This window comes from Streptomyces sp. CA189 (assembly GCF_056428985.1).
The window spans coordinates 16,048-28,173 of sequence record NZ_JBWJVM010000098.1 but is presented as its reverse complement, the minus strand read 5'-3'; the positions used below and the strand labels follow the sequence as shown (position 1 = coordinate 28,173).

The window sequence follows — 12,126 nt, the reverse complement described above, 5'->3', positions numbered from 1 at the left end:
CGCCCCCCCCCGCCCCACCACGGAAGGACGCTCGACTGCCGGGACGCCGCCCGGCACTCCACGCAGCCACCGACCGGCCCGCAGCCCAGGCCACCCCCCGACCCCGAAACGACTTCCCGCCTCCGCTCCCGCTCCCGCCCCGCCCCCACCTCCGCCCCTACCCCGCCTGCAGTGCCAGCGTTGGTGACAGCCTCGCCGCGCGGACTGCCGGGTAGAGGCCTGCCACCGTGCCGATGGCCAGGGTTGCTGCGAAGCCGCCTGTGACGGCCCAGAGGGGGACGACCCAGGGGAGGTCGCCGGCTCGGGCGTACACGGCCGTGGCCGCGCCGCCCAGGGCGATGCCTGCCAGGCCGCCCAGGCCCGACAGGAGCAGGGACTCCGTGACGAACTGGATGCGGATCTGGCCCTTGGTGGCGCCCAGGGAGCGGCGCAGGCCTATCTCGTGGCGGCGTTCCAGTACCGAGATGATCATGGTGTTGGCCACCCCGACCCCGCCCACCAGCAGGGCGATGCCGCCCAGGCCGAGGAGGAGGGTGCTGAAGGCGCCCTCGGTGGCGGCCTTCGCCTGGAGGGCCGCCGACGGGTCCGTGACCGAGACCGTGCTCGGGCTCTCGGGGTTGGCCGTCTTGGCGATGAGGTCCCGGACCTCGCGGACGCGGTCGTCGGCGGAGCGTTCGTAGACGGACGTGGGATGGCCGTCGAAGCCCAGGAGGCTCTGGGCGGCTTCCCAGCCGATCAGTGCCGAGCGTTCGATCTCCGGCGCGAGGGGGATCGGGTCGAGGACGCCGATGACGGTGAAGTACTGCCCGCCGATGAAGACCTGTCCCCCCGGCCCCGTGATGCCCAGGCGCTCGGCGGTGACGTGCCCGAGGACCACGGACGGGTAGCGCCCCGTCGCGTCGTTGAGCCAACTGCCGCTGTGCATCCGGGCCCGGAGCGTCTTCAGGAGGTCGCCCTGCGCCGCCTTGAGGGCGATGCCGTTCGTCTCCTCCTTCGGGATGTTCTCGCTGCGGCGGACGGACTCCTTCACGTCGCCCGTCGTGCCGACCGATTCGACCCCGTCGATCCGGGCGATCATGCCGGGGGCGTCCTTCGGCAGGGTGGTGTCCTGTCCCGAGAACATCGACGGGCCGGGCGTCGCGACCATCATGTTCGTGCCGAGCTTGTCGAGTTCCTGGAGCAGTTTGGCCTGGCTCGACGAGGAGATGCCGACGACCGCGATCATCGTCGCGATGCCGATCGCGATGCCGAGCGCGGACAGGAACACGCGCATCGGCCGAGAGCGCAGCCCCGCCGATCCCACATGGAACACGTCCCGGGGGCCGAGGCGGGGCGGCGACAGCTTGCGGGCCTTCTTGGCGGCCGCGCGGGACTTCGTACGGGTACCGGAACCCATTACGCGCCCACCCCCAGCGCGTCCGCGTTCCACACGTCCGCCACGATCTCGCCGTCGCGGATGCGGACCTGCCGGGGCAGGCTCGCCGCGATCTCGTTGTCGTGGGTGATCACGGCGATGGTGGCCCCGTCCTGGTTGAGCTCGTGCAGCAGTTCCATCACCGACTCGCCGGACGCCGTGTCCAGAGCGCCCGTCGGCTCGTCGGCGAGCAGCAGGTCCGGTTCGCCCGCCACCGCGCGGGCGATCGCCACGCGCTGTTTCTGGCCGCCGGACAGCTCGTGCGGCCGGTGGTCCATGCGGTCGCCGAGGCCGACGCGCTCCAGGGCGCGCTGCGCCCGCCGTCCGCGTTCGGCGCGGGAGAGGCCGGAGTACAGCAGTCCCTCGGCGACGTTCGCCCGGGCGCTGATGCCCGGTACCAGGTGGAAGGACTGGAACACGAAGCCGACGTGGCGGGAGCGCAGGGCGGAGAGGGAGCGGTCGGAGAGGCTCGCGATGTCGTATCCGGCGATGGCGACGCGGCCGGCGGTCGGCCGGTCGAGGGTTCCGACGATGTGCAGGAGCGTGGACTTTCCCGAGCCCGACGGCCCGACGATGGCGAGGAGTTCGCCGTTCAGGACGGTGAGGTCAACTCCGCGCAGGGCCGCGACCCCGCCGGGGTACTCCTTGGTGACTCCGGTCAGTTCGACGACCGCGTGGGCGTGTTTGTTCATGACGCGGGGACCCCTACGAGCATGCCCTCCTTGAGGGCGTCCCCCGTCACCTCCACCCGGCCCTGGCCGAACATGCCGAGCTCGACCTTGACCTCGCGGACTGTGCCGTCCTCGACGACCTGGACTCCGAAGCCGCCTTCGGCGAGGGCGAGGAGCGAGTTGACCGGTACGGAGAGGACTCCCTTGCGGACCTCGCCCGTCAGGTTCACCGAGACCGGGGACTGGTCGGGGCCCGTGGCCTCGGCGGGGTTGTCGAGGGCGATCTCGACGTCGACCTTCGGCTTCTTGTCCCCGCCGCCCCCGCCCCCGCCCGCGCCGCCCGAGGAGGGGTCGTCGCCGTTGGCGGTGGTGCCGATCGAGCTGATCTTGCCCTTGGCGGTGCCCCCGCCGGGCAGGCTCACGGTCACCGGGTCCCCGGTCTTGACCTTGCCCGCCTTGGCGACGTCGAGCTGCAGGCGGACCATCCGCTCGGTGCCGGTCAGGGTCATGACGGGCTTGCCGGCGGCCGCTTCGTCGCCGACCGCCATGTCGTTCTTCTGGATCCGCTGGGGTCCGGAGGCGAAGGCGATGTCGTCCTTGCCGACCTCGCCGGTCTCCTTCACCTTGTGGGACTTCTGCCAGCGCTTGACGGCGGTGGCCGTCCCGGCGGTGAAGGTGCCGTCCGAGGTGTCCAGGCCGGTGCCGAAGCCGAGGGCCTGGAGGTTCTGCTTGAGCTGCTTGACGTCCTCGCCCTTGTCCCCGGACTTCAGGGACCGGTACATGGGGGTGGTGCCGTACATCAGGCGGACCGGCTTGCCGTTGACCTCGTAGAGCTTGCCGTCGCGCTCTACGGAGGAGCCGGCGGGTGTCACCCAGGTCAGGGTCGCGGAGCTGGGGCCGGACCCCGACCCGGACCCGGAGCCCGATCCGGACCCCGATCCGGACCCCGCCCCCGCCCCGCCCGCGCCTGGGGATCCGCCCGATCGGCCCGATCCGCCTGCTCCACCCGCCCCGTCCGCACCCACCGCGTTGAGCTTGCGCTCCTTCGCGAAGCCGAGCGTTCCGTCGACCTTGAACCCGGAGCTGAGGTCGCCGCGGGTGACCGGCGACGTGGCTCCGGGGAGCCCGTCCGCGCGGTCCCGCTTCGAGCCGCCGCCGCCGCTGCCGCCGTCCGTCCCGGCCTGGGCGACGACCGCGTACCCGCCGCCCGTGACGGCGAGTACGACGGCCAGCGAGCCCAGGAGCCACCTCCCGCGCTTCCTCACTGGTCCTCGCTGCACTTGTTCAGCTGGGCCATGAAGGCGTCCTTGTCGGCGCCCTCGGGTATGGAGAACCCGGTCCGCGCGTTCCCGTTGAACTCCGGGTCGGGCATGTCGAAGCCGTTGTCCCGCATGCACTTGGCCTGCTTCAGGGCCTTGTCCTTCTCCGCCTGCGAGACCTCGCCGCCGGAGCCGGGGCCCTTCATCCCGCACTTGTCCATGGCCTTCTTCAGGACCTCCTGGTCCATGCCCGCGCCCAGCGTCATCCCGCGCGGGTCCTCGCCGGGCTTCGGGTCGGGCATGTCGACGCCGTTCTCGCGCAGGCACTTGCGCATCTTGAGGGCGTTGTCGGCGTCCGCGCCGCTGCCGCCACCGCTGCCGCCCGTGCCGCTCGAATTCGAGGAGTCCTTCTTCTCATCCTTCTTTCCGTCCGAGCCGCCGGCGCCGCCCGTGCACGCGGTGACGAAGAGGGTGAGGCCGGTGAGGAGCGCGGCCGTGGTCATGGTCGTGGATCGCTTCATGGGCCCGAGACTGCGCGAACAGCGGGTTTCGCTTCTCTAACGGCTCGTGCTTACAACGGCGAAATGTCGCTCTCCGGTAAAGAGGACGCCATGCGAGTTCTGGTGGTGGAGGACGAGGAGTTCCTGCGGGAGATGATCGCCGAGGGGCTGCGCGGCGACGCGCTGGCCGTCGACGAGGCGAGCGACGGCCTGGAGGCCCTGCGCCGCCTGCGCCTGGGCGCGTACGACGTCCTCGTCCTCGACCGCGACCTGCCCGGCCTGCACGGCGACGAGGTCTGCCGCCAGGTGGTGCGCGAGCGGCTGCTGACACGCGTCCTGATGCTGACGGCGTCCGGGACCGTACGGGACCGGGTGGAGGGCCTCGGCCTCGGCGCCGACGACTACCTCACCAAGCCCTTCGCCTACGACGAGCTGCTCGCTCGGGTCCTGGCGCTGGGGCGGCGCGCCCAGCCGGCCCTGCCGCCGGTGCTGGAGCGGGCGGGGGTGGCCGTGGACGTGGCGCGGCGCACCGCCACCCGCGAGGGGCGCAGGCTCGCGCTCTCCCGCAAGGAGTTCGCCGTACTGGAGTCGCTGCTGCGCGCCGAGGGCGCGGTCCTCAGCAGTGACGACCTGATCGAGCAGGTGTGGGAGGAGGACACCTCGTACAGCACCAACGCGGTACGGGTGACCCTGAGCAAGCTGCGCGCCAAGCTGGGGGAGCCGCCGCTGATCGAGACCGTCCCGGGCGCCGGTTACCGGATCGGTGATCCACGATGAGAGCAGTGCTCCATTCCGAGCGCACCCGTCTCACCGTCCTCTACGGCTCCCTGCTGCTCCTCGCGGGCGGCGGCCTCATCGCACTGATCAACATCCTGCTCCGCAACGGCCTCTACAGCCGCATCAGCGGCGCCGTCACCACCACGACCAGCATCGTCCCGGCCATCCAGGGCACCCCGCCGGCCATGATCCCGGGCCAGCGCCTGCCGATCCCCGCCGAGAAGCTCGACTCCGGCGCCACCCCCTCGCCCGAACAGCTCGAACAGTGGCGGGCCACCCGCAACCTGACCGCGGCCGTGGAGCAGGCCACCCTCCACGAGCTGCTCGTCGTCTCGCTCCTGGCCCTCGCCGTCTTCGCCGTCCTGTCCATCTGGCTGGCCTGGTGGATGGCCGGCCGCGTCCTGCGCCCCGTCGGCGTCATCACCGAGACGGCCCGGCGGCTGTCCGGCGCCAACCTCCACGAGCGGATCGGCCTCCAGGCCCCGCCCGGCGAACTCAAGCGGCTGGCGGACACCTTCGACGGGATGCTCGACCGGATGGAGGACCTGGTCGCGGCCCAGCGCCGGTTCGCCGCGAACGCCGCCCACGAGCTGCGCACCCCGCTCGCCGTCCAGCGGGCGGCCGCCGAGATCGGGCTGGCGGGGGACCCGCCGCCGGAGAAGGTGGCCCGGATCCGCTCCAAGCTCATCGAGGTCGCGGACTCCAGTCAGCACCTCGTCGAGTCGCTGCTCCTGCTCGCCGTCTCGGAGGAGGGCCTGGAGGCGGCGGAGCCGGTGGACCTGGCGGGCCTCGCGGAGGCGGAGCTGTCGGGGATCGAGTGGACGGCCCCTCAGGACCTGGACGTCGTACGGGATCTCGCGCCGCTGACCGTCGCGGGCGACCGGACCCTCCTGGGCCACCTCGTTCGGAACCTGTTGGCCAATGCCGTACGTCACAACCGCGCGGGCGGCCGCCTGGAGGTGGCGACCTCCCCGGAGGGGGTGCTGACGGTCTCCAACACCGGTCCGGTGATCGAGCCGGGGGACGTGCCGCGGCTGCTGGAACCCTTCCGGCGGCGGGCGGAGCGGCAGCATACGGCGGGCGAGGGCGCCGGGTTGGGCCTCTCGATCGTCGCGTCGATCGCGCGGGCGCACGGCGCGGAACTGACGGCGCGGGCCAACCCGGCGCCGGGCGGCGGGTTGATGGTCCGGGTCTGGTTCCCGGCCGCGACACCCGCGGAGCGACCCGCCGGGGAAACGCCGGGCGCTTGACCGGTCAACAAAAATGAAGATCGGCTGTGTACGGTCGGTCCAATGAGCAAGCACGCCCGAGCAGGCTCCCGCGCGCCCCGTCCGTCCCGCACCCCCGGTGCGTCCCGCCCGACCCGGCGCTCCGGCGCCGGCGGTGCGCGGCGAGCCGACGGTTCCTCGCGGGGTTCCCGGGGTGCCCGCGGCTCGCGCCCGCTCGCCTTCGCGGCCGCCCTGGGACTGCTTGGCTTCGGCGCGGGCTGGGTGTACCTGGCCCACGACCCGCCGGCCAACGCCGCCGCCCCGGCCGCCGCCGACGCCCGGCCGCCGTCAGAGCAGCGGGCCGCGCGGGCCGCCGAGCGCGACCCCTTCCAGGGCCTGCCCGAGGTCAGCGAGCAGACCCGGGCGAAGATCCCCGCGGACGCCCGCCAGCTCATCCTGGTCACCGGCAGGGCCAAGGACTCCTCGGAGTCCACCGCGGCCCTCTACACCCGCCCGGCGGCCGGCGCCGACTGGCTGAAGAGCGACAGCTGGCCCGCGCGCAACGGAGCCAAGGGCTGGTCCACGGAGCGCACGTACGGGGACCTGACCTCCCCCGAGGGTGTGTTCGCGCTCACCGACGCGGGCGGGCTGCTGGCGAAGCCGCCGGGCACGAAGTTCCCGTACGACCAGGACGGCTCCTTCGTGGCGACCGGCCGCGGGGTCAACGGGGAGTCGCTGCGCGGTTCCTTCGACTATGTCGTCGCCATCGACTTCAACCGCAAGACGGGGGTGAGTCCGCTCGACCCGACGAAGCCGGAGGGCGAGGGGAAGGGCGGCAACATCTGGCTCCACGTGGACCACGACGGCCCCTCGCAGGGCTGCGTGGGCATCCCGAAGGCGGCGATGCAGAAGGTTCTGGAGACCTTGGACCCGGCGGCGAAGCCGGTCATCGTGATGGGACCGCAGGGCTTCTGAGCGCCCGCCGGGCCGCTGCGCCCGCCGGGCCGCCGGGTCGCCGGGCCGCCGGCTCAGGCCGCGGCGGCCGCCTTCCGTCCCGCCGGGTTCCGGGCCAGCAGGGCGACGTACGCGAGGTCGAAGACGGCGCAGAGCAGCCCCAGGCCGAGGATGAACGGGGCGTCCTCGATGACACCGAAGAGGATGGTCGGCGCGAGCGTGCCGATCCATTTGGCGACCGCGATGACGAGGGACTGTCCGAGCGGGCCGCGCCGGCTCGCGTAGAAGGCGATGAACAGCCCGGACATCAGCAGGTTCTGCAGGAACGCCGAGTACCGGCTCGCGTCGTGCGCGCCGAAGTGGGCGAGGAAGAGCCACTGCACGGCGAAGGCGCTCGCGAAGAGGAGCACGGTCCAGACGGCGAACAGCGGCCGGGTCACGAAGCCGGGCAACTCGGCCCGCCCGTAGCGCAGATACGTGTACACGATGACGATGTCGGCGACGGCCCACACCACGTTGACGATGCCCTGGGCGGAGACTCCGACGGTGAACTCGCGTACGGCGTAGGTCGATTCCCACGCGAAGTTCAGCGCGAGCGCGGCGACCGGCATCGCGTACGTCCGGTCCCGCAGCCCCACCCGGATCGCCTCGACGTACACGACGGTCCACGCCACCCCGCTGACCAGGGTCAGAAACAGATCCACGCGCGGCACCCTAGCGGGCGGCCCGGACCCCGCACATCCCCCCGGAGGTCACGGACCGAGGTCCGCCCCCGTTACCGGCTCCTCGCCTCGGCCAGCCGCCGGTCCAGCTCATCGTCGAGGTCTCGCTGCTCGGCGGTGGTGGGGCCGTAGCCGTTCCACGACTGCAAGGCGGCACGGGCCCGCTCGGCCTGCGAGGCCTGCTCGGCCGGGGTCACCAGGCTGCCTCACCGCGTAGGACGGCCCGCTTCGCCTCGACCGCGGCCGGGTCGGCAGGCCCGTTCACGGCTTCGGATTCCTGGATCAGTTCGCGGAGGCGCTCACGCTCCAGCCGCCTCTGCCGCGTGACCATGGACGCCGTCATACGCGCACCCACTGGACCGGAGACGGTCGCCCAAGGGAGGCCGCGGTGCAGAGTTTCGGTACGTGGGATCCGTCCGAGGACGCCACCTTCGCCGGCCCGGTCGAGAGGGCTGCGGTGGCCACGACGAGCGCGTCCACCACGCACTCGTGGCCGTCGAGCCCGGCCGCCTCCAGCAGCTCGGCGGCCTTGTCGGCTATTTTCTCGGTCACGGGGACGACCGTGAGACGGGACCTCTGCCAGGCCAGGCGCTGTCCGGCCCGGCCGGTGCGTCGGACCTCGGCGATGGTTGCGGCGCTGATGGCGGGCGCGTAGCCGTCCAGTCGCGCCAGGTCGATGAGGGCTGCCATGAGCGGATCATCGTCGGCCAGCAGGGAAAACGGCTGGGCATCGAGGACGAAGACCGCTCCTACCATCGAGGGCTCCACCCGGGGTACTACTCGCCTCGCCATGCGCGCAGTGCCTTCTCTCGTACCTCATCGGTCAGCGGACCGACCCGGCGTTCATGGTCCTCGACGATCTCCTGGGCATCGAGGAGCGCCAGCCAGTGCTCGGCGGCCGCGTCCACGAAGCTGGAGAACCCGCCCGCGCCCGCGTGCTCCTCGATCCGCTCGGCGATGGAGCGCCGTATGGTCACCGACTTCTTCACCGTGATCTCGGACATGCGGGCCTCCGTGGGTGCGAGCGCTCTGGTTCCCATGCACCCACGATCCCACTATTGGTAGCACCCCGCAACACCCGATCGGGTGTATTGCGCCCACCCCTTGCCTGACGACCCGTCAGCTACGACGATGGCCCGCACCGGTATGACGAATCGGCAGTCGAGGACGAGGCGGGTACGGCTCATGGCGCGCGTGTTTCCGGAAGGTCGGCTGGTCTACGGGATGCAGCTCCCGATCCAGTCGCAGAGCACCATCTACGCCGAGCCCTGGGAGGCCACGGCGGGCGCGGCGGATCTCGCCGCGGTCGCCCGGGCGGCCGACCGGGCCGGCTTCGGCTACGTAGCCACCTGCGACCACGTGGCCATCCCGCGGCACATGGCCGGCCCCATGAGCACCATCTGGTACGACCCGGTGGCCACGCTCTCCTTCCTGGCCGGGATCACCGAGAACGTGCGGCTGCTGAGCCACGTCGCGATCCTCGGCCTGCGCCACCCGCTGCTCAGCGCCAAGCAGTACGCCACCGTCGACCACCTCTCCGGCGGCCGGCTGATCCTCGGCGTCGGCGCCGGGCACGTGAAGGAGGAGTTCGAGGTGCTCGGCGTGGACTTCGCGCGCCGCGGGGCCGTCCTCGACGAGACCCTCGACGCGCTGCGCGCCGCCCTCGGTCCCGAGGAGTACCCGGAGTTCGAGGGCGAGCTGTTCTCCTTCAAGGACCTCGGGCAGCTGCCCCGCCCCGTCCAGCCCCGGATCCCCGTCTGGGTGGGCGGCTCCTCGCCCGCCGCCGTCCGCCGGGCCGCCGTGCGCGGCGACGGCTGGCTCCCGCAGGGCGACCCGCTCGACAAGCTCCCTGCGCAGATCGCCCGGATCAAGGAGCTCCGCGCCGAGGCCGGGGTCACCGGGCCCGTGGAGTTCGGCGCGATCACCGCGCCGCTGTACGTCGGCGAACCCGGCTGGGACACCGGCCGGCGGACCCTCACCGGCAAGGCGGAGGCGCTCGCCGACTCGCTGCGCGCGTACAAGGCGATCGGCATCGACCAGATCCAGGTCCGCTTCCGCAATCGGGATCTGGTCGAACTCGTCGACCAGATCACCGCTTTCGGGTCCGAAGTGGGCCCACTCCTCAACGACTAAGACTTGATCCGTGAGCCCTGTGGGGATGACGGATTGCAGCCGGGGCGGTTCCTGGGCTGTCCGGCGTGGTCGCCCAGGGGCGGCTCATCCGGGGTCGCTCAGGGCGCTGGTCCGGCATTCGGGGAGCAGGGGCGCAGCTCAGATGCTGCGCTGCCGCGTGATCCGTACCGGCGAGCCGGGGACGGACACGGTGCGGTTGACTCCCACAGGGCGTCTTCTCGCCCTATCCCTTGCGGGACTTGGCGATCGTAGCGGATTTCCGAAATGTCTCTTAACCACTTAGGAGCAACGCATGGGCAAGCTGGACGGACGCGTCGTCATCATCACGGGTGCCGCGCGCGGCCAGGGCGAGCAGGAGGCCCGGCTGTTCGCCGCGGAGGGCGCCAAGGTGCTCCTGGGCGACGTGCTGGACGAGCAGGGCGCGGCGGTCGCGAAGGAGATCGGCGAGGACCGGGCCCGGTACGTACGGATGGACGTGAGCCGGGAGGAGGACTGGGCGGCCGCCATCGCGGCGGCGAAGGAGGCCTTCGGCCCGGTGAACGGCCTGGTCAACAACGCGGGCATCCTGCGCTTCAACGAGCTGACCGCCACCCCGCTGGAGGAGTTCCAGCAGGTGGTCCAGGTCAACCAGGTCGGCGCCTTCCTCGGCATCAAGTCGGTGGCCCCGGAGATCGAGGCGGCCGGCGGCGGCACGATCGTCAACACCTCCTCGTACACCGGCCTGACGGGCATGGCGTACGTGGGCACGTACGCGGCGACCAAGGCGGCGATCCTCGGCCTGACCCGGGTGGCGGCGTTGGAGCTGGCCGCGAAGAACATCCGGGTCAACGCGATGTGCCCGGGGGCCGTGGACACCCCCATGGCCACCCCCGGGCACGTGAACCCGGCGGACCTGCCGCAGGAGGCCAAGGACGCCATGGCGGAGCTCTACAAGCGTGTGGTGCCGATGGGCCGGGTGGGGCAGCCGGAGGAGATAGCCAAGCTGGCCCTGTTCCTGACCAGCGAGGACTCCTCGTACATCACCGGCCAGCCGTTCGTGATCGACGGCGGCTGGATGGCGGGCGTCAGCATCGCCTAGCGGTTCCGCGAGGCCCCCGCAGCCAGATCTGATGGAGCGTCAGGTATTGACGCTCCCGCCCCCGCGATGGAACAGTCGTGACATCGAATCTGACGCAACGTCAGAAACAGAAGGACGGTGAATCCCCTTGGAATTCGGGCTCTTTGTGCAGGGATACGTGCCTGAGGCGCGGTCCAAGGTCGACCCCGAGGCAGAGCACAAGGCGCTGATCGAGGAGACCGAGTACGTCATCCAGGCGGACAAGTCCGGGTTCAAGTACGCCTGGGCCTCCGAGCACCACTTCCTGGAGGAGTACTCGCACCTTTCGGCGAACGAGGTGTTCCTCGGGTACCTCGCCCACGCCACCGAGCGCATCCACCTCGGCTCCGGCATCTTCAACCCGCTCGCCCCGGTCAACCACCCGGTCAAGGTGGCCGAGAAGGTCACCATGCTCGACCACCTCACCAAGGGGCGCTTCGAGTTCGGCACCGGCCGCGGCGCCGGCAGCCACGAGATCCTCGGCTTCCTTCCCGGCATCGAGGACATGAACGGCACCAAGGAGATCTGGGAAGAGACCATCGCCGAGTTCCCCAAGATGTTCCTCCAGGAGGAGTACGAGGGGTTCCAGGGCAAGCACTGGTCGCTGCCGCCGCGCAAGATCTTCCCCAAGCCGTACGGCAAGGCCCACCCGGCCATGTGGTACGCCGCCGGCTCCCCCTCCTCGTACGCCATGGCGGCCAAGAAGGGCCTCGGCGTCCTCGGCTTCAGCGTCCAGAAGGTCTCCGACATGGAGTGGGTGCTGGACCAGTACAAGACCGCGATCCGGGAGGCGAAGGCCATCGGCGCCTTCGTCAACGACAACGTCATGGTCACCTCGACCGCGATCTGCGCCGAGACCCACGACAAGGCGATCGAGATCGCCGTCAACGCCAACATGAACCGCTTCCAGTCGCTGGTCTTCCGCTACCACGACACCTTCCCGCGCCCCGAGATGATCCCCGAGTGGCCCGAGATCCTCCCCGAGTACAACGCGGAGATCATCGAGCTGCTGATCGCTGAGGAACTGCTCATCTGCGGCGACCCCTCCGAGGTCCGCGCGCAGTGCAAGCGCTGGGAGCAGGCCGGCGCCGACCAGCTCTCCTTCGGCCTGCCGACCGGCGTCTCGCCCGAGGACACGATGACCACCATCAAGCTCATCGGCGAGCACGTCATCCCGCACATCGACACCGACCCGGTGCACCGCACCACGCGCTTCCGCGAAGCCGTCTGACCCGGCGGGGGAACTCGGGGCGGCGTCTTCCCGGACCGCCGCCCCGGAACCGGCCCCGGCCGGAGCCATGCCGAGGCCGCGGCCGGCCCGGCGGACTCCGGCCGGGGCCCCTGGGCTTGTCGGCCCGGCGCCGTTGCCGGGGGCGCCGCCCCCCGGACCCC

Annotated in this window: 15 protein-coding genes; 6 read left to right on the top strand and 9 right to left on the bottom strand. The window is 71.5% G+C overall.

Annotated features, from left to right (window positions below; genetic code table 11):
* Nucleotides 1-157: 157 nt before the first annotated feature.
* Genes AC061S_RS39715 through AC061S_RS39700 form a run of 4 tightly spaced genes read right to left on the bottom strand, consistent with a single transcriptional unit; the run spans nt 158 to nt 3,865 of the window.
* Nucleotides 158-1,396: an ABC transporter permease gene (locus tag AC061S_RS39715; RefSeq protein WP_478690737.1), complete on the bottom strand. Its 1,239-nt coding sequence runs from the start codon at nt 1,394-1,396 to the stop codon at nt 158-160.
* A complete protein-coding gene (locus AC061S_RS39710) occupies nt 1,396-2,106 on the bottom strand; it encodes an ABC transporter ATP-binding protein (protein ID WP_478690736.1) in 711 nt (236 codons plus the stop codon). The genes AC061S_RS39715 and AC061S_RS39710 overlap by 1 nt, the downstream gene beginning before the upstream one ends.
* Nucleotides 2,103-3,350, bottom strand: a complete 1,248-nt coding sequence (locus tag AC061S_RS39705; protein WP_478690735.1) for a peptidoglycan-binding protein — start codon at nt 3,348-3,350, stop codon at nt 2,103-2,105. Before AC061S_RS39705 ends, AC061S_RS39710 begins: the two co-directional genes overlap by 4 nt.
* The gene (locus tag AC061S_RS39700) at nt 3,347-3,865 is read right to left on the bottom strand and encodes a hypothetical protein (RefSeq protein WP_478690734.1); all 519 of its coding nucleotides are present in this window, start codon (nt 3,863-3,865) and stop codon (nt 3,347-3,349) included. The genes AC061S_RS39705 and AC061S_RS39700 overlap by 4 nt, the downstream gene beginning before the upstream one ends.
* A 90-nt stretch (nt 3,866-3,955) precedes the next feature.
* On the opposite strand from AC061S_RS39700, the gene AC061S_RS39695 reads away from it, so the two are divergent.
* The 3 genes from AC061S_RS39695 to AC061S_RS39685 are packed head-to-tail and all read left to right on the top strand — an operon-like array spanning nt 3,956 to nt 6,804.
* Entirely contained in the window at nt 3,956-4,621 is a 666-nt protein-coding gene (locus AC061S_RS39695) for a response regulator transcription factor (protein ID WP_250742641.1), read from the top strand.
* Entirely contained in the window at nt 4,618-5,871 is a 1,254-nt protein-coding gene (locus AC061S_RS39690; protein WP_478690733.1) for a sensor histidine kinase, read from the top strand. The genes AC061S_RS39695 and AC061S_RS39690 overlap by 4 nt, the downstream gene beginning before the upstream one ends.
* Nucleotides 5,872-5,913: 42 nt before the next feature.
* Nucleotides 5,914-6,804, top strand: a complete 891-nt coding sequence (locus AC061S_RS39685) for a L,D-transpeptidase family protein (protein ID WP_478690732.1) — start codon at nt 5,914-5,916, stop codon at nt 6,802-6,804.
* A gap of 53 nt (nt 6,805-6,857) precedes the next feature.
* On the opposite strand, the gene AC061S_RS39680 is transcribed toward AC061S_RS39685, so the two are convergent.
* The 5 genes from AC061S_RS39680 to AC061S_RS39660 all read right to left on the bottom strand — a co-directional run bounded on the left by AC061S_RS39680 (nt 6,858) and on the right by AC061S_RS39660 (nt 8,545).
* Nucleotides 6,858-7,487, bottom strand: a complete 630-nt coding sequence (locus AC061S_RS39680) for a transmembrane-type terpene cyclase (RefSeq protein ID WP_478690731.1) — start codon at nt 7,485-7,487, stop codon at nt 6,858-6,860.
* Between the two features lie 71 nt (nt 7,488-7,558).
* Nucleotides 7,559-7,702 (bottom strand): hypothetical protein, encoded by a 144-nt coding sequence (locus tag AC061S_RS39675; RefSeq protein ID WP_478690730.1) that lies wholly within the window; start codon nt 7,700-7,702, stop codon nt 7,559-7,561.
* Nucleotides 7,699-7,836, bottom strand: coding sequence for a hypothetical protein (locus AC061S_RS39670; RefSeq protein WP_478690729.1), 138 nt, complete (start codon nt 7,834-7,836; stop codon nt 7,699-7,701). The genes AC061S_RS39675 and AC061S_RS39670 overlap by 4 nt, the downstream gene beginning before the upstream one ends.
* An 8-nt stretch (nt 7,837-7,844) precedes the next feature.
* A complete protein-coding gene (locus tag AC061S_RS39665; RefSeq protein ID WP_478690728.1) occupies nt 7,845-8,261 on the bottom strand; it encodes a PIN domain-containing protein in 417 nt (138 codons plus the stop codon).
* A 20-nt stretch (nt 8,262-8,281) separates the two neighbouring features.
* Nucleotides 8,282-8,545 (bottom strand): hypothetical protein, encoded by a 264-nt coding sequence (locus tag AC061S_RS39660; RefSeq protein ID WP_478690727.1) that lies wholly within the window; start codon nt 8,543-8,545, stop codon nt 8,282-8,284.
* Between the two features lie 145 nt (nt 8,546-8,690).
* On the opposite strand from AC061S_RS39660, the gene AC061S_RS39655 reads away from it, so the two are divergent.
* The 3 genes from AC061S_RS39655 to AC061S_RS39645 all read left to right on the top strand — a co-directional run bounded on the left by AC061S_RS39655 (nt 8,691) and on the right by AC061S_RS39645 (nt 11,965).
* The gene (locus AC061S_RS39655) at nt 8,691-9,638 is read left to right on the top strand and encodes an LLM class F420-dependent oxidoreductase (protein WP_478690726.1); all 948 of its coding nucleotides are present in this window, start codon (nt 8,691-8,693) and stop codon (nt 9,636-9,638) included.
* A gap of 292 nt (nt 9,639-9,930) precedes the next feature.
* Nucleotides 9,931-10,716: an SDR family NAD(P)-dependent oxidoreductase gene (locus tag AC061S_RS39650; protein WP_478690725.1), complete on the top strand. Its 786-nt coding sequence runs from the start codon at nt 9,931-9,933 to the stop codon at nt 10,714-10,716.
* A 127-nt stretch (nt 10,717-10,843) separates the two neighbouring features.
* Nucleotides 10,844-11,965: an LLM class flavin-dependent oxidoreductase gene (locus AC061S_RS39645; RefSeq protein WP_478690724.1), complete on the top strand. Its 1,122-nt coding sequence runs from the start codon at nt 10,844-10,846 to the stop codon at nt 11,963-11,965.
* Nucleotides 11,966-12,126: the final 161 nt, after the last annotated feature.